The organism is Streptomyces sp. NPDC023573 (genome assembly GCF_055559735.1).
Map to the genome: position 1 here is coordinate 419,148 of NZ_JBVHKB010000006.1, position 17,609 is coordinate 436,756.

The 17,609-nt window shown below is 73.2% G+C and carries 14 protein-coding genes; 7 read left to right on the forward strand and 7 right to left on the reverse strand.

Going from position 1 to position 17,609, the window contains the following annotated elements; genetic code table 11:
* Positions 1–44: 44 nt before the first annotated feature.
* Together ACZ32T_RS21925 and ACZ32T_RS21930 are read left to right on the forward strand one after the other, a co-directional pair.
* Positions 45–2,393, forward strand: coding sequence for a GH92 family glycosyl hydrolase (locus tag ACZ32T_RS21925; RefSeq protein ID WP_467368463.1), 2,349 nt, complete (start codon positions 45–47; stop codon positions 2,391–2,393).
* 312 nt (positions 2,394–2,705) lie between these two features.
* The gene (locus tag ACZ32T_RS21930; protein WP_467368465.1) at positions 2,706–4,241 is read left to right on the forward strand and encodes a glycoside hydrolase family 43 protein; all 1,536 of its coding nucleotides are present in this window, start codon (positions 2,706–2,708) and stop codon (positions 4,239–4,241) included.
* A 53-nt stretch (positions 4,242–4,294) separates the two neighbouring features.
* On the opposite strand, the gene ACZ32T_RS21935 is transcribed toward ACZ32T_RS21930, so the two are convergent.
* Entirely contained in the window at positions 4,295–4,633 is a 339-nt protein-coding gene (locus tag ACZ32T_RS21935) for a GNAT family N-acetyltransferase (RefSeq protein ID WP_467368467.1), read from the reverse strand.
* Complete coding sequence (locus ACZ32T_RS21940; RefSeq protein ID WP_467368469.1) at positions 4,630–5,595, reverse strand: pirin family protein; 966 nt, start codon at positions 5,593–5,595, stop codon at positions 4,630–4,632. Before ACZ32T_RS21940 ends, ACZ32T_RS21935 begins: the two co-directional genes overlap by 4 nt.
* A 124-nt stretch (positions 5,596–5,719) precedes the next feature.
* Between ACZ32T_RS21940 and ACZ32T_RS21945 the strand changes: the two genes are divergently transcribed.
* From ACZ32T_RS21945 to ACZ32T_RS21965, 5 genes are all read left to right on the forward strand, one after another.
* A complete protein-coding gene (locus ACZ32T_RS21945) occupies positions 5,720–6,208 on the forward strand; it encodes a carboxymuconolactone decarboxylase family protein (RefSeq protein ID WP_467271108.1) in 489 nt (162 codons plus the stop codon).
* A gap of 204 nt (positions 6,209–6,412) precedes the next feature.
* Positions 6,413–7,582 (forward strand): polyprenyl synthetase family protein, encoded by a 1,170-nt coding sequence (locus ACZ32T_RS21950; protein WP_467368471.1) that lies wholly within the window; start codon positions 6,413–6,415, stop codon positions 7,580–7,582.
* Positions 7,579–9,114: a phytoene desaturase family protein gene (gene crtI / locus ACZ32T_RS21955; protein WP_467271104.1), complete on the forward strand. Its 1,536-nt coding sequence runs from the start codon at positions 7,579–7,581 to the stop codon at positions 9,112–9,114. The genes ACZ32T_RS21950 and crtI overlap by 4 nt, the downstream gene beginning before the upstream one ends.
* Positions 9,111–10,097 carry a phytoene/squalene synthase family protein gene (locus tag ACZ32T_RS21960; protein ID WP_467368473.1) on the forward strand — a complete coding sequence of 329 codons (987 nt, stop codon included), beginning with the start codon at positions 9,111–9,113 and terminating at the stop codon, positions 10,095–10,097. The genes crtI and ACZ32T_RS21960 overlap by 4 nt, the downstream gene beginning before the upstream one ends.
* Positions 10,094–11,101 (forward strand): DUF5914 domain-containing protein, encoded by a 1,008-nt coding sequence (locus ACZ32T_RS21965; protein ID WP_467368475.1) that lies wholly within the window; start codon positions 10,094–10,096, stop codon positions 11,099–11,101. The genes ACZ32T_RS21960 and ACZ32T_RS21965 overlap by 4 nt, the downstream gene beginning before the upstream one ends.
* A 3-nt stretch (positions 11,102–11,104) precedes the next feature.
* Here the strand turns inward: ACZ32T_RS21965 and ACZ32T_RS21970 are convergent, their stop codons facing one another.
* The 5 genes from ACZ32T_RS21970 to ACZ32T_RS21990 form a co-directional block, all read right to left on the reverse strand.
* On the reverse strand, positions 11,105–12,664 hold the full coding sequence (locus tag ACZ32T_RS21970) for an FAD-dependent oxidoreductase (RefSeq protein ID WP_467368477.1): 1,560 nt from the start codon (positions 12,662–12,664) through the stop codon (positions 11,105–11,107).
* Complete coding sequence (locus tag ACZ32T_RS21975; protein ID WP_467271098.1) at positions 12,661–13,395, reverse strand: class I SAM-dependent methyltransferase; 735 nt, start codon at positions 13,393–13,395, stop codon at positions 12,661–12,663. The genes ACZ32T_RS21970 and ACZ32T_RS21975 overlap by 4 nt, the downstream gene beginning before the upstream one ends.
* Positions 13,392–14,600 carry a lycopene cyclase family protein gene (locus tag ACZ32T_RS21980; RefSeq protein WP_467368479.1) on the reverse strand — a complete coding sequence of 403 codons (1,209 nt, stop codon included), beginning with the start codon at positions 14,598–14,600 and terminating at the stop codon, positions 13,392–13,394. Before ACZ32T_RS21980 ends, ACZ32T_RS21975 begins: the two co-directional genes overlap by 4 nt.
* Positions 14,597–15,862, reverse strand: coding sequence for an NAD(P)/FAD-dependent oxidoreductase (locus ACZ32T_RS21985; RefSeq protein ID WP_467271095.1), 1,266 nt, complete (start codon positions 15,860–15,862; stop codon positions 14,597–14,599). The genes ACZ32T_RS21980 and ACZ32T_RS21985 overlap by 4 nt, the downstream gene beginning before the upstream one ends.
* 150 nt (positions 15,863–16,012) lie before the next feature.
* The gene (locus tag ACZ32T_RS21990; protein WP_467368481.1) at positions 16,013–17,536 is read right to left on the reverse strand and encodes an alpha/beta fold hydrolase; all 1,524 of its coding nucleotides are present in this window, start codon (positions 17,534–17,536) and stop codon (positions 16,013–16,015) included.
* Positions 17,537–17,609 lie beyond the last annotated feature (73 nt).

Consider the following 17,609-nt stretch of genomic DNA (forward strand, 5'->3'; position numbering starts at 1 on the left):
AGTGCGCATGACAACGTTGTCTAGGCCGGAGAGGCGCTCATTCCATGAGATGGACCCACTGGATTCGCGGGGCGGGGACGGCGGTCGCCACGGCTGCCCTCCTCGGCGGCGCCGTCGCCGCGCCTGCCGCGGCGGACGGAAGGGGGCACGCGGAGCGCGCCCGGCTCACCGATCTCGTCAACCCGTTCATCGGAACCGAGAACGAGGGCAACACCTATCCCGGCGCCGCGGTCCCCTTCGGCATGGTGCAGTTCTCGCCCGACACCGGGCACAACACCGGCTACGACTACTCGGAGACCCACATCAGGGGCTTCTCCACCGTCCATATCTCCGGAGTGGGCTGCGGCCTCGGCGGTGACCTCCCGGTGCTCCCGACGACCGGTGACATCACGTCGACGGACAACGCCGCGTACGCGGCCGAGTTCAGCCACGACGACGAGAAGGCGAGCCCCGGGACCTACGAGGTCGGTCTGAAGACGGGCATCAAGGCCGAGCTCAGCGCCACCGAGCGCACCGGAGTGCAGCGCTACACCTTCCCCGCGACGGACAAGGCCAACGTCCTCATCAACGCGGGCCAGTCGCTGCACAAGACCGTGGACACCGACGTCGAGATCCTCGACGACCGCACCGTACGCACGGCCATCACCGGCAGTGGCTTCTGCCAGGACACCAAGCCGTACACCGTGTACACGATCACCCGCTTCGACCGGCCGTTCACCACCTCCGGCACCTGGAAGGGCGACCAGGTCACCGAAGGCTCGAAGTCCTCGTCCGCGGCCTCCGAGCGCAACGGCGCCTTCGTGCGCTTCGACACCTCCAAGGACCGCACCGTCGAGGCGACCACCGCGATCTCGTACGTGGACGCCAGGGGAGCAGCCCTCAACCTCCGCGCTGAAGGCGGACGTTCGTACGACCGCGTCGCCGGCTCGGCCCAGGCGGCCTGGGAGGACCGCCTCGACGACGTCCGGGCGAAGGGGGGCAGCGAGACCCTGCGCAGGACCTTCTACTCGTCCCTCTACCGCTCTTTCCTCGCGCCGAACATCGGCAGCGACGTCGACGGCCGCTACACGGGCTGGGACCAGAAGATCCACCGCGCCAAGGGATTCACCTACTACCAGAACTGGTCGCTCTGGGACACCTACCGCACCCAGGCGCAGCTGCTGTCGCTGCTCGCGCCGCACGAGTCCCGCGACATGGCCATCTCGGTCATCAAGATCGACGAGGACAGCGGCTGGCTGCCCAAGTGGGGCTACGGCACGGTCGAGACGAACATCATGACCGGTGACCCCGTCACACCGTTCCTCACCAACGCCTACCAGCAGGGTCTGCTCAAGGGGTACGAGGAACAGGCGTACCGCGCGCTGAAGAAGAACGCCGACGGTGTGCCTCCCGCCGAGTCGGCCCCCGTGGGCCGTGAGGCCAACAAGGAGTACCTCGCCGATGGTTTCGCGCCGTACATCAAGGGGCGCGCGCATGTGAAGCCGGGTGACTCCGACTACGACCACGGTGCCTCCGCGACCCTGGAGTACGCGCTGTCCGACGCGATGCTCGGACAGATGGCGAAGGAACTCGGTCACGGGGACGACGCCGCGCGCTATACGGAGCGGGCGCAGAACTACCGGAAGATCTTCGACAGTTCGACCGGCTTCTTCCGCGCACGGGACGCGGACGGCGTCTTCACCGGCCCCGCCGACCCGGCACAGAGCGAGGGCTTCCACGAGGGAACGTCCTGGCAGTACCAGTGGCTCGTCCCGCAGGACCTGCCCGGCATGGTCTCCCTGATCGGTGGCACCGCTTCCGCCAACGAGCGGCTCGACTCGTTCTTCGCCTACGAGCAGTTGCTGCGGGACCCGGCGAAGACCGCCCGCGAGGTGTGGGTGAACGGGCCGTACGACTACTACAACGCGGACAAGTACAACCCGCAGAACGAGCCCGACCTCATCGCCCCCTACACCTACCTCTCCACGGGCCAGCCGTGGAAGACGACCGACGTGGTGCACGCCGCGCTCACGCTCTTCACGGACACTCCGACCGGCATGACCGGTAACGACGACCTGGGGACGATGTCCGCCTGGAACGTCCTGTCCTCGATCGGGATCTTCCCGGTCCAGCCGGGCACCGACACCTGGGGCCTGTCGACCCCCGTCTTCGAGCGGGTGGACCTCACCCTCGACCGGCGCTACTACCCCGAGGGCCGGCTGACGGTGAAGGCTCCGGGCACCTCCGACTCGGCGCGTTACATCCAGTCGGCGCGCACGGACGGCGCCGCGTACGGGAAGACCTACCTGACCACCGAGGACATCCGCGGCACACGCGAGCTGTCCTTCGTGGTGGGCACGGAGCCCTCCCGGTGGGGGACCTCGGCGGACGCCGGACCGCCCGCCCTCGACTGAGTCGCTGAATCACACCTCTTCGCAGTCGAACCGGCCGGTGCGCACCCAGCGCCCCGGCCGGTTCGGTCGTCAGGTGGATGTCGTGACGGCTCCGCGCGGCGGAGTCGTCGAAGCGCTTCGACCACGCGTCTTGACGCAGGGGTACAAAAGGGCCCCTGACTCCTCCGTCAAACGCCGTTTACTCCAACTTCTCGCACCGGGAGCCCACTTCTGGCGGGTCTATTGACACACCCGTGCCGGACTGCCATCTTCGAAGCGTTTCGACGATCATGGCCTTGGGACGTCAACCGGGCCCGAGCCTGAGGACAGCCCGTGGTGCTTTTCGACAATCCCGTGATACCCGGCTTCAGCCCGGATCCGAGCATCTGCCGCGTGGGTGAGGACTACTACGTGGCGACGTCCAGCTTCGAGTACGTCCCAGGGGTGCCGCTGTGGCACAGCCGGGACCTGGTGCACTGGCGGCTGATCGGGCACGCCCTGGACCGTCCGTCACAGCTGGCCCTCCCCGACGCGGCTCCGTCGTCCTGCGGGGTCTACGCCCCCACCCTGCGGCACCACGACGGACGCTTCTGGATGATCACGACCGTGGTGGCCGGCGCCGGCAACATCCTGGTGACCGCCGACGACCCGGCGGGTCCGTGGTCGGACCCCGTACGGGTCGCCATACCCGGCATCGACCCCGATCTGGCCTGGGACGACGAGGGGGACTGCTGGTGCGTGTACTCCGACGGCGGGATCCGAGGGGTGCGCATCGACCCGGAGACAGGCGAACTGCTCGGGGAGCCGGTGCGGATGTGGTCGGGGAGCGGGCTCCAGTACCCCGAGGGCCCGCACCTCTACAGGATCGGTGACTGGTGGTATCTGCTCCTGTCGGAGGGCGGGACGGAACGCGGGCACGCGATGTCCGTCGCGAGGGCCCGCACGCTGCCCGGGCCCTTCGAACCACATCCGGACAACCCCGTGCTCTCCCACCGCAGCACCGCCCACCCGGTGCAGAACACCGGCCACGGTGATCTGGTGCAGGCGCACGACTCCACCTGGTGGATGGTGCTGCTGGGCACCCGGCCCCGCGGGGACACCCCGGGCTTCCACGGCATGGGACGGGAGACGTTCCTGGCACCGGTGCGGTGGGAGGACGAGTGGCCGCTGCCGGGGCCGCTGGAACTCCGCGCGGAGGCGCCGGGCCTGGCTCAGCACCCCTGGCCCGCCGAGCCGCACCGAGACGACTTCGACTCCCCGGTGCCGGCCCCCTGCTGGGTGACGACCAGACGCCGAGACCCGGCTGACGCGCGCCTCGACGAACGGCCGGGCCATCTGGTGCTGCACGCCCGGGCGGACGGCATGGAAAAGCCCGGCGCGCTGTTCGTGGGGCGGCGCCAGCGCGACCCCGACTGCGAGGCGCGGACACGGGTCGACGCCGGCGAAGGAGGCCGGGGCGGTCTCGCCGTACGGCTCGACGAGGCCCACCACTACCAGGTGGAGACGGAGGACGGCGTGGTCCGCGCGGTCGCCCGCATCGGCCCGCTGCGCCGGACGGTCGCCGAACGGGCCGTGCCCGCCGGGCCTGTGACGCTGCGCGTCGACGTGACCACCACGGGAGTCCTGCCGCCCACCGTCACCGTCCGCCCCGAGGACCCCGGGGCCGCCGACGCGGGCCTCCGCGTCGGCGGCCCCGACACCCTCCGGCTGGGGTACGAGAGCGACGACGGCACTTTCGAGGTCCTCGCCGAACTCGACGGCCGCTACCTCACCACCGAGGTCGCGGGCGGATTCACCGGCCGGGTCATCGGCATGTACGCGACCCGGGGCACCCTCGCCTTCGACTGGTTCGAGCTGCGGCCGGCCTGACGGAGCGCCGCCACCCGGCCGCCAGCCGCCGCCGTCCGGGCGGCGGCCGGCGCTCAGCGAGCCAGGGTGGTCTCCAGCCACTGGAGTATCTCGGGCGTGACCGGGTCGGTGATGTCGGAGAACTCCTCGTGCTTCTTGAGGAACTTGGCCACGTACGGGCAGACCGGCACGATCCGCTTGCCCGTGTCCCGTACGTGGCTGAGCGCCTCCCGCACGAGGACGGAGGCCAGTCCCCGTCCCGCGAAGGCGTCGTCGATCTCGGTGTGGAAGAAGACGCGCTGCCCGCCGCGGTCGCGGTAGGCGGTGAACCCCGCGCTCACCTCGTCGACCAGGATCTCGTAGCGGTGCCTGGCGTCGACGTTACGGACGACGGGGGCGGCGGCCTGGGTCATCGGGTGCTCCCTTTCGGGCGTGTCGGGTTGCCACGCGGTGCGATGGTGGCGTTGGGGAGAGCCGGGGCGGGGATGCGGGCGCCGGGGTAGCCGTCGACGTGGCCGAAACGGTCCGAGCCGGCCTCCCACTCCTCGCGTGCCCCGACGATGTCGTCATGGCTGCGGCCCACGAAATTCCACCACATGACGATCTCCTCGTCGAACGGCGTTCCGCCCACGAGGACGGCCCGCGCGGGGGCGTCCGTCTCGTTGACCAGGGTGACGTTCCCGTGGCCAGGGCCGAGGTAGCCCAGCTCTGCCGCTCGCAGCAGCGTTCCGTCCAGGCGGATGCTCCCCTGGTCGACGAGAAGGCCGTGCTCGAAGGCCGTGTCCGTGACGAGGGTCACGGTCGCGTGCGGCTCCAGGACGATCTCGGCGCCGAGCAGCGGCGTGAAGGCCGGGACCGGGGAGGTGTCCCCGGCGAGGGAGCCGAGGAACACCCTGATCACGGCGCCGTCCCGGCGGACCGGGTCCGGCACATGGTGGCGGAAGTCGCGTGCCGCGTCCCGGTGATCACCGGGCAGCGCCACCCACAGCTGGACACCGTGCAGGACCGTGGTACCGGGGGTGGAGACCTCCGTGTGGCTGATGCCCCGGCCGCCGGTCATCAGGTTGAGCTCTCCGGGGCGTACGAAGGCGTGGCTGCCCAGGCTGTCACGGTGCTCGATCTCGCCGCTGAACAGCCAGCTGACGGTCTGCAGGCCGATGTGCGGATGCGGTGCCACGTCCATCCCGCCCGTCACAGCGACGTCGTCCGGGCCGTAGTGGTCGATGAAGCACCAGGCCCCGATGAGTGTGCGGGCCCGCTGCGGCAGCGTGCGCCGCACCGTCATCGCCCTCGGACCGCCCAGCGGCACGTCCCGTGCCGTCAGCACCTCCACACCCGGGCCGGGCGTGACCTCGCCCATGCCGGCGCCGCTCATCGGGAACCTCCCCGCACTCCACAGGTGTTTGCATGTTCAACAATCATGCTTGATCATAAGCCGTCGCGCACCCGGGGTGCACGGCACGGCGAGGGGACGGTACGTCCCGGTGAGGAGTCCAGGCATGAGCGGTACCGAGGCGGGCCGTACGGAGAAGCGGGTCTACGTGGACAAGCAGAGCCCCGAGGCCTACAAGGCTCTCACCGCCACGGCCGAAGCGGTGCGAGCGGTCGCCCAGGAGGCGGGGCTGCCCCGCACCCTGGTCGAACTGGTCAACCTCCGGGTGTCGCAGATCAACGGCTGCGCGTACTGCCTGGACGTCCACACCAGGGCCGCGCTGCGGGCGGGCGAGACGGCCCAGCGGCTGGGAGTGCTGGCCGCGTGGCGTGACACCGAGGTGTTCACGGCGCGGGAGCGTGCGGCCCTCGCCCTTGCCGAGGCGACCACACACCCCGCGGACGCGGCCCTGCAGGAGGCCGCCTACGCCACGGCACGCCTCACCCTGTCCGATGACGAGACGGCCGCGGTGATCTGGGTGGCCGTCACCATCAACGCCTTCAACCGGGTGTCCGTCATGAGCAAACACCCCGTGCGCGCAGTACCCCGGCAATGAGGCGTCGTGGCCGGGTCCCCGGCCGGCCCCTGGGGGCCCCGTGCCCCCGCCGTGCCCCCACGGCGCCATGGTTCCACCCCGCCGTCCGGGTGACGTTCGCTCCGAACAGGCCGGGAGACGGGCAGGCATAGGGGCGTCCGCGGTTTTCGCGGGCGGAACCAGCGGTGGACGCGGAAGCGGACAACCGGGCGAAAGGGGCTGTCCATGCTCGGTCCACGGGCGACGCGGGCAGGCACCGGCGGAGGCTCCGGCCCTCGCCCCCACGTCGGCGGGCGCCCCCGCCCGGGCGGCTTCCCGCACCCCCTGGACGAGGCGGCCGCCGACGTCGACGTCGTCCTCGCGGATCATCTGCGCACCAGGCTCCGGGAGGCCCGGCGCGTGGACGCCGTGTTCGCCGAGGAGGTCGCCTCCCGGGTCGCCGCGTTCGTCCTCAACGGCGGCAAGAGGCTCCGGACAGCCTTCGTCCGGTGCGGATGGCTGGCCGCAGGGGGCTCCGGCGACCCCGGGACGCCGCTGCGTATCGGCGCCGCCCTGGAACTGCTGCAGGCCTGCGCACTGGTCCACGACGACGTCATGGACGAATCCCCGGTACGCAGGGGCGCACCCGCTGTGCACGCGGACTTCGCACACCTGCACCGGACGAGCCGCATGCGCGGCTCCGCCGCGTCCTACTCGGCGACCGCCGCGGTACTCGCCGGCGACCTGGCGCTGGCCTGGGCCGACGACCTGTTCACCGGGACCGCACTGGCGTCCCCGTACGGCGAGCAGCTCCACCAGGAGTGGCAGGCGATGCGCGGCGAGATGGTCGCCGGACAGTACCTGGACATGCGGGCCCAGGCGACCGGCTCCTGTGACCTCGACCGGGCCAGGGACATCGCGACGCTCAAGAGCGCGCTCTACACCGTGGAGCGGCCGCTCGCGCTGGGCGCGGCCCTGTCGGGCGCCGATGCCCGCGTCATGGACGGACTGCGGTCCGCCGGACGGTGCGCGGGACTCGCCTTCCAGCTCCGTGACGACCTGCTGGGCGCCTTCGGGGACCCCGCCGTCACGGGAAAGCCCTCGGACGACGACCTGCGGACGCGCAAACTCACCTGTCTCCTCGCGGTCGCCCTCCGGCGCGCCGCCGAGTCCGGCGACACCGAGGCCCTGGCCGTACTCGGTCCGGAAGGCGACGGCGGAAGGACGGCCGACCGGATGCGCGCCGCTCTGGAACGTACCGGCGCCCGGGCAGTGGTGGAGGAGGAGATCGCCGAACTCTCGGCGTCGAGCCTGCGTCACTTCGCGGCCGCCGCGACGGACGCCCGTGCCCGGCGGGAGTTCGCCGCACTGGTGGCCAGGGCCGTGGGCACCGCTCCTGACGGGGAGGGCGTATGAGGACCGTGTCCGGCCCCACGGACCACGTGGTGGTGGTCGGCGCCGGCCTGTCCGGCCTCGCCGCCGCCCTGCACCTGCTCGGCGCGGGACGCCGGGTGACCGTCGTCGAACAGGGCACCGGGCCGGGCGGGCGCGCGGGCCGGGTGGAACTCGGCGGATACCGGGTCGACACCGGGCCGACGGTCCTGACCATGCCGCACCTGGCCGACGAGGCCTTCGCCGCTGTCGGGGACAGCCTCCACCGGCGCGTGGAGCTGATCCCGCTGCACCCGGCCTACCGGGCCCGCTTCGCGGACGGCAGCCGGCTGGACGTCCATACGGACGGCGACGCCATGGAGGCCGAGGTCCGCCGCTTCGCCGGGGGAGCGGAGGCCGCCGGGTACCGCAGACTGCGGAGCTGGCTGGAGCGGATGTACCGGGCGCAGATGCACCGCTTCATCGACACGAACTTCGACTCGCCCTTCCAGCTCCTGCATCCCGACCTCGCCCGGCTGGCGGCCCTGGGCGGCTTCGGCCGGCTCGACCCGCAGATCGGCAGATTCCTCTCCGACCCACGGCTGCGCAGGGTGTTCTCCTTCCAGTCGCTGTACGCCGGGGTCGCCCCTGCCCGTGCGCTCGCCGCCTACGCCGTCATCGCCTACATGGACACGGTCGCGGGAGTCTGGTTCCCGAAGGGCGGCATGTACGCACTGCCCCGGGCGATGGCGGACGCGGCCGCCGACGCCGGAGGAGAGTTCCGCTGGTCGGCCGAGGTGACCGGGCTGGAGCGCGCCGCCGGGCGGGTACGGGCCGTCCGGCTGGCCTCGGGCGAGCGGATCGCCTGCGACGCGGTCGTCCTGACGCCGGATCTCCCCGTCGCCCACAGGCTCCTGGGCCGCGCCCCCCGGCGCCCCGTGCCGCTGCGTCACGCGCCGTCGGCCGTCGTCCTGCACGCCGGGACGGACCGCACCTGGCCGGAGCTGGCGCACCACACGCTCTCCTTCGGTGCCGCCTGGGAGCGCACCTTCCACGAACTCACCCGGTCAGGCCGGGTGATGAGCGACCCGTCGCTGCTGATCACTCGTCCGACGACGCACGACCCGTCACTGGCCCCGGAGGGCAGACACCTGCACTACGTCCTGGCCCCGTGCCCCAACACCACGACCGGCCCGTCGGCGGGCACCTGGCGCGGCCTGGGACCGCGCTACCGGGACGGCCTCCTGGCCGAGCTGGAGCGCCGGGGGCTCGACGGCTTCGAGGCGTCCATGGACCAGGAGCTGCTGGTCACGCCGGTGGACTGGACCGCCCAGGGCCACGCGGCGGGCACCCCGTTCTCCGTGTCCCACACCTTCGCCCAGACCGGACCCTTCCGGCCACGCAACCTCGTACGCGGCCACGACAACGTCGTCCTCGCCGGGTGCGGAACCACGCCCGGGGTGGGCGTGCCGACCGTACTCGTCAGCGGCAAGCTCGCAGCGGCCCGCATCACCGGCCTCCCCTCGGCGAAGAGCGCGCACCGTCGACCCCCCGTCCTCGAAGGGCAGAGCCGATGAACCACCGTGAACTGGACGCCGCCGGGATCACCGGGCCCGCCCTGCGCGCCGCGTACGCCCGGTGCCGGCGGCTGAACGCCCAGCACGGCCGGACGTACTTCCTCGCCACCCGGCTGCTGCCGCTCGAACGCCGCAGCGCCGTACACGCCCTGTACGGCTTCGCCCGGTGGGCCGACGACATCGTGGACGACCTGGACCACCGGCAGCCCGCCGCCGAACGCGACCGCCTGCTGCGTCTGCTGGAGAGCGACCTGGCCCACGGACTGCGCACGGGGGGCGGGGAGGAGCCCGTGGTCAGGGCCGTGGCGGACACCGCACGCCGCTACGCCATCGACCACGGTCTCTTCGCCGACTTCCTGGTGTCCATGCGCAGCGACCTTACGGTCACCGACTATCCGACGTACGCCGATCTGTGTGCCTACACACACGGTTCGGCAGGGGTGATCGGCCTCCAGATGCTGCCCGTGCTCGGGACGGTCGTGGCCCGTGAGGAGGCGGCTCCGCACGCCGCGGCACTCGGCGTGGCCTTCCAGCTGACCAACTTCCTGCGGGACGTGGGCGAGGACCTGGACCGCGGGCGCGTCTACCTGCCCGCGGACCTGCTCGCCGCCCACGGCGTGGACCGCCGCCTGCTGGAGTGGAGCCGCCGCACCGGGCGGCACGACCCGCGCCTCCGGGCCGCCTTCGCCGAGGCCGGGACGCTGATCCGCTCCGTGTACCGGGAAGCGGAACCGGGCATCGCCATGCTGGAGCCGCGGGCGCGTCCCTGCATCCGTACGGCCTTCGTCCTGTACCGGGGCATCCTGGACGCGATCGCCGCCGACGACTACCGGGTGACGCACCGCCGCGCCGTGGTGCCACGCAGGCGGCGGGCCGTCACCGCGGCGGGCGGACTCGTACGGATCCTCGGCGCGCGGATGCGGACCCGCCCGCAGGCCGGGGCGCCCGACACGGTCGCCGGCGCGGAGGGATCCCCGCGATGAGCCCGCTGCCGGGAACCAGGTCGTGGACGTCACCCCTGCGGGTGCGGCGCGTGCCCCGATGGGAGAGGCAGATCCCGACCTGGCGCGAGGCGAAGCCGTCCGTGATCGCCGGGGCACTGGAGCGGGCCACCGCCCGCCCGTCGGGCAACTGGTACGTGGTGGGGTCCTCCCGGGCGATCGGAGCGCGGGAAGCCCCGTACGGCCGGACGATCGCCGGGCTCGAAGTCGTCCTGTGGCGCTCCGAGGACGGGGCGCTGCGCGCCGGCCCGGGGGAGTGCCCCCACCTGGGGGCCCCGCTGCGCGAGAGCCGCGTGGTGTGCGGGACGCTCCTGTGCCGGTGGCACGGCCTGGCCCTGGACGGCGGGCCGGTCGCCGGGTGGGAACCGTACCCGGTGCACGACGACGGGGTCCTGGTCTGGGTGCGGCTGGACCGGGCCGGGGGAGAGCCACCGCTGGAGCGCCCGGCCGCGGTGCCGAGGCCGCGACCGGTGGACGCGGTGGACGCGGTGTTCACGGCCGTGGGCCGGTGCGAGCCCGAGGACGTGGTCGCCAACCGGCTCGACCCCTGGCACGGTTCGTGGTTCCACCCGTACGCGTTCGTCGGCCTGAAGGTGGCGGGAACCCCGGAGGACGGCGGGGGCGACGGGTTCGCCGTGGACGTGTCGTTCAAGGTCGCCGGCCGGCTGGTGGTGCCGGTGCGGGCGGTGTTCACCGCACCCGGACCGCGCACGGTGGTCATGCACATCACCGACGGGGAGGGCGCCGGGTCGGTGGTGGAGACCCACGCCACGCCGCTCACCGCGCCCGGCGCCACGGAACCGCGCACGGCGGTCGTCGAGGCGGTCGTCGCCGCGTCCGGCCGGCGGGGGTTCGCCCTGGCACGGGTCGCCGCGCCCGCTCTGCGCCCCCTGATGCGCCGGACCGCGGGCCGGCTCTGGCGGGACGACCTGGCGTACGCCGAGCGCCGCTGGGCGCTGCGGAGCACCGGGCGCTTCCCCGGCTGACCTTCAGCGCGCCGCCAGGCCGGCGAGGGCCCGCAACGCCCGCGAACGGCCGGCGCGCGGGACGGTCCAGAGCACCTGTCCCCGGACGCCCCAGCCGGCGAGGAGCGCGTTGGCGGCCAGGAAGCCGGAGGTCGCCGCGCGCTCCATCAGCGCGACGGGGAGGCCGGTGCGGACCAGGTCGCCCGCCAGCGTGACGCGCGGGTGAGGCGTTCGTACGGCGGGCCGCCGCGCGTAGCCGCCCACGGGGAAGACGGGGCAGTCGGCGCGCCATTCATGGCGGACGTCGACGACTCCGGCGTCCGCCGTCTCGGGATAGACCTCGTGCAGCCGGTCGGACATCCGGCGCTGGACCTCCTTCGGCTCGGCGCCCTCGTCGACGGCGTACGCGTGGAGTTCGACCACGGAGCCCCCCGTCCGTGCCGCCCAGCGGGCCGACTCGCCCTCGAAGCGGTCCAGCACACTGACGTTGTCGAGCCCGTCGAAGCCGCTGGTGCCGAGGAACCCCGCACGGTCCTCGCGCACGGGCCGGTCGAGCCACAGCCGGGACACCAGGAACGGAGGCGCCGTACGCAAAGCCGCGATGTCCGCACGCCAGGACGCGTCCCCCAACTGCTCGGAGGCTCCCACGACATGGCGCAGGCCGCGCGTGTCCAGGGCGAGGACCACGGCCTGGTGGCGGTCGGCAGCCCCTTCGGTCTCCACGGTCAGGTCCCCGCCGGCGGCCGGCCGGACGCGGCGGACCGGGGTGCCGGTGCGCACCTCGGCGCCGAGCCGCCGAAGATGGCCGCCCAGCGGTTCCCACAGCGCCTGGGGGAAGGGCTCGCGCGGCACGTCGAAAAGGAGTCCCTCGGACGACCCGAGGAAGTAGATGTGGAACATCAGCAGCAGCTCGGCGGCGGACAGTTCGCGCGGGTCGGCGAAGAAGCTGCGGGAGAACACCTCGAAGGCCAGGTGGTGGGCCGCTTCCGGGAAGCCGATCCGGTGCAGGAACTCCTCGGCGCCGACCCCGTCGAAGCGTTCGTACACCTCGGGGACCCGCACGTCGAGGAGCGGCAGGGCCTCGCGCGGGTTCATCGCGGCGAGGTCGCGCCAGCCGAACGCCGGGCTGAGCGCCACGAATCCGAGCGCGCTCCACGGCGGCGTCCTCGGCACGCGGGCGAAGCTGTCCGACATCCCGTTCCGGTGCCTCAGCGGATAGTCCGGCAGCGGGGTGAGCGCCGCCAGCCCGGGGTCCGAACGGCGCAGCAGCCCGCGCAGGTTGTAGTACTGCCGGAAGAACGCGTGGAAGCCGCGGCTCATCGTCACCCCGGACCCGTCGGCGAGGCGGACCGGCCACCCGGCGAGACGGCCGCCGAGCGCCTCACCCTGTTCGTAGAGGGTCACGCGGACACCGCGCTCGGCGAGGGCGGTCGCCGCCGCGAGCCCGGCGATACCGCCGCCGATGACCGCGGCCGAAGGCGCGTCGCCGGTGAAGCCCTCGCGCCCGGGCACCGGCAGGAGCACCTCGGCCCGGCGGTCCCTTCCGTGCCGGGTGGGATCGGGGCGACGTCCGCGGGCGCTCATGACGCCTCGGGCCGTACGCCGTCCACGCCGCTCCGGGCCAGGAACACATGGACGATCCCGGTCTGCCAGCCGCCGACGGGCACGGTCCGCACGAAGGGGAAGCCGGCCCCGGCGATCCGCCTCTCGAAGACGGGTGCCGTGTCGAACGCCAGGACGCTGCGCCACAGATGGTGGTACAGCGCGCGGTCGCCGGTCAGCGTGCCCGCCGGGACGATGACCCCCCGGCAGACCGCGTTCCACACGGCCCGGTGCACGGGCGAGCCGCTGAGGCTGTACTCGTGGACCAGCAGGCGGCCACCGGGACGAAGGAGACCGCGCACCGCGTCGAGGACCGCACCGGGTTCGGCCACGTTGCGGAAGAGATAGGCGGCGAGGACGGCGTCGTACGAGCCGTGGTCGTCGGTGGTGGCCAGGTCCTCCGCGGACCGGTGCACGAACCGGACGTTCGAAGGCCAGCGCTTCTCACGCGCCCGCTCCAGCATGCCCGCGGAGGCGTCGACCGCCGTGATCTCGGCGTACGGGGCCGCCCGCAGCAGCGCCCGTGTGGAGGCGCCCGTCCCGCAGCCGAGATCGAGCACCCGCCGGCCCCTTCCACCACGCGGCAGCCGGAGCCGGTGCGCCGAGCGGAGCAGGTGGGAGCGGTAGCCCGGATTCAGCGCGGTGAGCCGGTCGTACGTGTGCGACGCGTGGTCGAAGGCGTGCGCCAGTTCGTCGTCCCGCAGGAGGGTCATCGGGGGCTCTCTTCGGATCGGCCGGCGGTCCGGCGGGTGAGGAAGGGGAGTTCGGCCGCGGTGCGGAGTATCGGGCCCACGGGCGTACGCAGGCCGATCCCGAACTCCTCCCACGGCGTGCTCCCGCCGTCGAGGAAGCGCAGCAGCCGCTCCATGGGGACGCGGCGGAAGAGGCCGGTGAAGAAACCCGGCCCGTCCACGCGCCCGGTGTCGAGGGCCCGGAGCAGCACGGCGTCCATGGCGAGCGCCCTGCGGCCGTGCGGCGGCGGCACCCCCGGGGAACCGCTGTGCAGGGCGGCGGCGATGGCGCTGCTCTGGCGCTGCACGGCCGCGAAGGTGTAGCCGGTCGCCGGGCGGGTGGCGCCCCCTGCGGCCCCGATACGGAAGACGGCGCGCCCGGCCCTGCGGGGGAAGCGGGCATCCGTCATGGGGATGACACCCTGCTCGGCCGACTCCACGGCGAACCGGCCGAGGCGCAGGACATCCCCCGTGTACTGCCGCAGTGCCGCCTCGTACGCGGCCGTCGTGAGCGGGGTACGGGAGAACTCGGTGTACTCCACCAGCGCCAGGTCCGGTGCGAGCGGCAGCACGTAGCCGAACGCGAGACCGTGGCGGGGCTGCGGGACCCGGAAGTCCATGAGGTCCGCCACACCGGGGTCGAAGCGGGGGAGGGCGGTGCGCACGAACCAGCCCCGGAAGTGCTGGAGCAGCAGCGTGCGGTGCGGCGGTGCGTGCCGCACGGGCCGCGAGTCGAAGACGTACCTGCCGCGCAGGGTGAGCGAGGCGCCGCCGGCCGTCGTGCAGCGCACCTCGGCGCCGTACGGCGCGTCGCGCACCTCGTGTGCGGTGGCACGCACGACGCGGGCCACCGGGCACGCCGCCAGCCGGGAGTGGACCAGCTGTTCGAAGGGGCCCGAGCGCACCATGCGGTAACGCAGCGGTGCGGGGTCCGACTCGATGACGCCACCGCCCGGCTCCCGTACCCGCAGCCGCTCCCAGGAGGCGACGACGGCGTCCTCGAAGTCGCCGGGTCCCGCCTCCCAGTAGCACCAGGTGCGCTCCGCAGGACGCAGCGGCCCCTCGGGGGCCTCGACCAGCGTCACCGCGGTGCCCGCCCTGACCAGCCGGTCGGCCAGGCACAGCCCGGCGGCGCCGCCGCCCACGACGACGGCGTCATCCACGTGCCCCCGGAAGCGTCCGGTCACGTCCCGGCGGTCCGTGCCGCCGCACGGTCGGCCAGCACCTCGCGCGCCGCCCTGCTCCCGGAGGCCAGCGCGCCCTGCACCGAGCCGGTGGCCCGGTGGTCCCCGCAGACGTACCGGCCCGGCGCGAAACGGGTCGTACGGCTCAGCGGCCAGGGAGGCCGCATGGCGGGCAGGGCACCCTCCACGGTGTAGGCGGCGACCGTGTCCCAGGTGCTCGTGTCCACGTCGTACAGCTCGGCGAGGCGTGCGCGGACCGTCGCGTCCCCGCCGGGCGGGCCGGAGCCGAGCACGGAGGTCGACATCAGAGCCGTGCCCGGGGGAGCGTAGGTGGGGGCGACCTCGGTGAGGACACAGCTGTTCAGGACGGCGAGCCCACTGTCCACCAGCAGGACGGGTTCGGTCAGTGGTGACCGGTCCGCCACGTGGTAGTACGTCGTCACCGTGCGGCTGTCCGGCACCGGCAGGCCGGGCAGCAGACGGGCGGCCGTGGCGGAGTCGGTGGCCACCACGACGGAGGCGGCCGGCCGCTCACCGCCGTCGGCCAGGAGCACCCCGGAGTCCGTGACCCCGGCGACCGCCGCACCGAGCCGCAGGGCGCCCTCCGGCAGTCCGGCGGCGAGCTGGGCCGGCACGGAGCCGATGCCCCGCGCCGGCAGGCAGAGCGTGCCGCGCGCCATGCTGCGCCAGACCAGGTGGAGGAAGCGCGCCGAGGTCTCCAGTCCCTCCTCCAGGAACACCCCGGAGAGGAACGGCCGCAGCAGGTCCTCGATCGCACGCGGCGACAGTCCGGCCCGCACGAGCGCTTGCGACGCGGAGCGGTCGGGCAGGCGTCCCAGACGCTTCGCGGGAAGCAGGACGTCACGGGCCGTGAGTAGGCCGAGAGCGGCGAGGTCACGGGCCGGGAGAACACGTCCGGGCAGCAGCTGCGCCGCGTCCCGCGGCCGCCGGGTGGGATCGGTGACCCGCACCCGACCGGCGGGCGTACGGGCGACGAAACCGGGGGTGAACGGCCGCAGGCGCAGCGCGCGCAGGTCGAGGCGCCGCTTCACCTGGGGATACGAGGTGTTGAAGACCTGGAAGCCGCGGTCCAGGAGGAATCCGTCCTTGCGGTCCGTGCGCATCCGGCCGCCCACTCCGTCGGAGGCCTCCAGCAGCTCGACGCGGAGACCGGCGCCGCACAGGTCGAGCGCGCAGGCCAGTCCCGCCAGGCCCGCGCCCACGACGACGGCATCCGGCGCCGGCGAGTGCTGTCGGTTCGTCATCGGTGCCCCTCGGCTCGCTCCCCGTACGTCTGACGGGGTGTCAAGCCGATCACGTTCCGGGCTCCGAAGCCAGCAGCCGCCACGGGGACCGCCCGTCCGTGTGACCCGACTGCCGCCCCGCGCCCCCGTCCGCCACGGGGCACGGCGGGATCAGGCCGTCAGATGACGAAGGACGCTGCCCATCGCGCGGTGCACGGCGTCGCGTGACTCGTCGGTACGGTCGATCGTCTCGAAGGCGTGGTGGCCGTTCGGGACGTCGATCACCTCGATGTCGGCCCCGCACCGGTGAGCGGCGGTGAGGAACTCCTCCACGGTGACCGCGATGTCGGCGGTCTCCAGCCCGGCCCGGACGAGCACGAGAGGCAGGGACCCCGCGTGAGCCACCGCTTCCGACGGGTGGAAGCGGCTGTCGAGCCGCCCCCAGTTCGGCAGCGGCGCCATGACGGGATAGTCGGCAGCCAGGCAACGCAGCCACGAGGGGGGCTTCGCCAGCCAGTCCCCGGTGAGCGGCCCGCTGCCCGAGAAGAACCACAGAGCGACCCGGTCCGCGTCCACCCGGGGGTCGGCCCGGACCCGTTCCACCGCGTCCGCCACATCCGTGGCGGCCCGCTCGTAGTCGGTCACGGCGTGCAGACGGTGGTCCAGAGTCACCCCCACCACTCCGTGGCCGGCGGCGTAGCGGGCGTATCCCGTGAGGACCGGCCAGTCCCGGGGGGTGGGGCGTGCCTCCGCGGGCACCGGGCCGCCGTGGACGAACACCACCGCCGGACGGGGACCACCGGAGCCGGGCGGCAGATACAGATCGATGTTGTCCGTCCGCTCGCGGGGGAGCTCGGGCACGTCCAGCAGGAACGGCAGCAGGTGCGGCGGTGGTTTCGTGGCGTCCACCGGGGTCAGCCGCTGTCCCTCGCCCGCCGCGGCCTTCAGCAGCGTTACCGCCAGTGCCGTGGGATCCGACAGCATCGGCCAGTGACCCGTGGGCAGTTCGAGGAAGGTGACCCGAGGGCGGGCCAGCGCCCGCAGACTGGGTTCGCCGAGGTTCACCCGCGCCTGGACCATCGCGATGCTCGCTCCGTTGCCGGTGCACAGCACTCCGGACATGGGTACCTCGGCCACCGCGCCCGTCAGCCGCAGCGGCTGGAGCAACGTGCCCAGGGGGTGCGGCGAGGCGAGTGCGGTGAGCCGGTCGAGCGCACTGCCGGGGACGTCCGCGGTACTGCCCCAGAGCTGCCAGGCGTCGCGTGCCGGAGGCGGCAGCGCCGCGCCGGGCGTCCCGCCCCCGGCAGCCCGCAGCACCTCCTCGCGCACACCCTGGTCGGCCACGGCGGCCAGGGCCGGGACATCGTCCTGGGGCAGCCCCGAGTCCAGATACACGATCCGGGCGACCGACCCCGCCCGCCGGTCGGCGGCTCCCACGACCGGATGGATGCCGTAGTCGTGGCCGACCAGGACGATCTCCCTTCCTGCCTCCTGTCCGACCGAGTCGATCACCGCGAGGACGTCCGCGATGTGCGTCTCCAGACCGATCTCCGTACCGGAGGACGGGCGGGTCCCGCCGAGTCCGGTCAGGGCCACCGCATGGACCTCGGCGCCCGCCGAGGCCAAGTGCGTTGCTGTCTCGTCCCACACGTGCGGGCCGGTGAACACACCGGACACCAGGATGAACGCGGTCATACTCTCTCCTCGACACGTCCTCGTCCACGGACCGGGCCGATCGGCCGGTCCCTCTCGCCGGTACCGTAGGAAC

Coding starts and splice junctions, on each gene's coding strand:
- ACZ32T_RS21975 (WP_467271098.1), bottom strand. CDS start 13,395: ATGACCCTCCTGCGGGACGACGAACTGGCGCACGCCTTCGACCACGCG.
- ACZ32T_RS21925 (WP_467368463.1), top strand. CDS start 45: ATGAGATGGACCCACTGGATTCGCGGGGCGGGGACGGCGGTCGCCACG.
- ACZ32T_RS21970 (WP_467368477.1), bottom strand. CDS start 12,664: ATGAGCGCCCGCGGACGTCGCCCCGATCCCACCCGGCACGGAAGGGAC.
- ACZ32T_RS21960 (WP_467368473.1), top strand. CDS start 9,111: ATGAACCACCGTGAACTGGACGCCGCCGGGATCACCGGGCCCGCCCTG.
- ACZ32T_RS21945 (WP_467271108.1), top strand. CDS start 5,720: ATGAGCGGTACCGAGGCGGGCCGTACGGAGAAGCGGGTCTACGTGGAC.
- ACZ32T_RS21935 (WP_467368467.1), bottom strand. CDS start 4,633: ATGACCCAGGCCGCCGCCCCCGTCGTCCGTAACGTCGACGCCAGGCAC.
- ACZ32T_RS21950 (WP_467368471.1), top strand. CDS start 6,413: ATGCTCGGTCCACGGGCGACGCGGGCAGGCACCGGCGGAGGCTCCGGC.
- ACZ32T_RS21985 (WP_467271095.1), bottom strand. CDS start 15,862: ATGACGAACCGACAGCACTCGCCGGCGCCGGATGCCGTCGTCGTGGGC.
- ACZ32T_RS21965 (WP_467368475.1), top strand. CDS start 10,094: ATGAGCCCGCTGCCGGGAACCAGGTCGTGGACGTCACCCCTGCGGGTG.
- ACZ32T_RS21940 (WP_467368469.1), bottom strand. CDS start 5,595: ATGAGCGGCGCCGGCATGGGCGAGGTCACGCCCGGCCCGGGTGTGGAG.
- crtI (WP_467271104.1), top strand. CDS start 7,579: ATGAGGACCGTGTCCGGCCCCACGGACCACGTGGTGGTGGTCGGCGCC.
- ACZ32T_RS21990 (WP_467368481.1), bottom strand. CDS start 17,536: ATGACCGCGTTCATCCTGGTGTCCGGTGTGTTCACCGGCCCGCACGTG.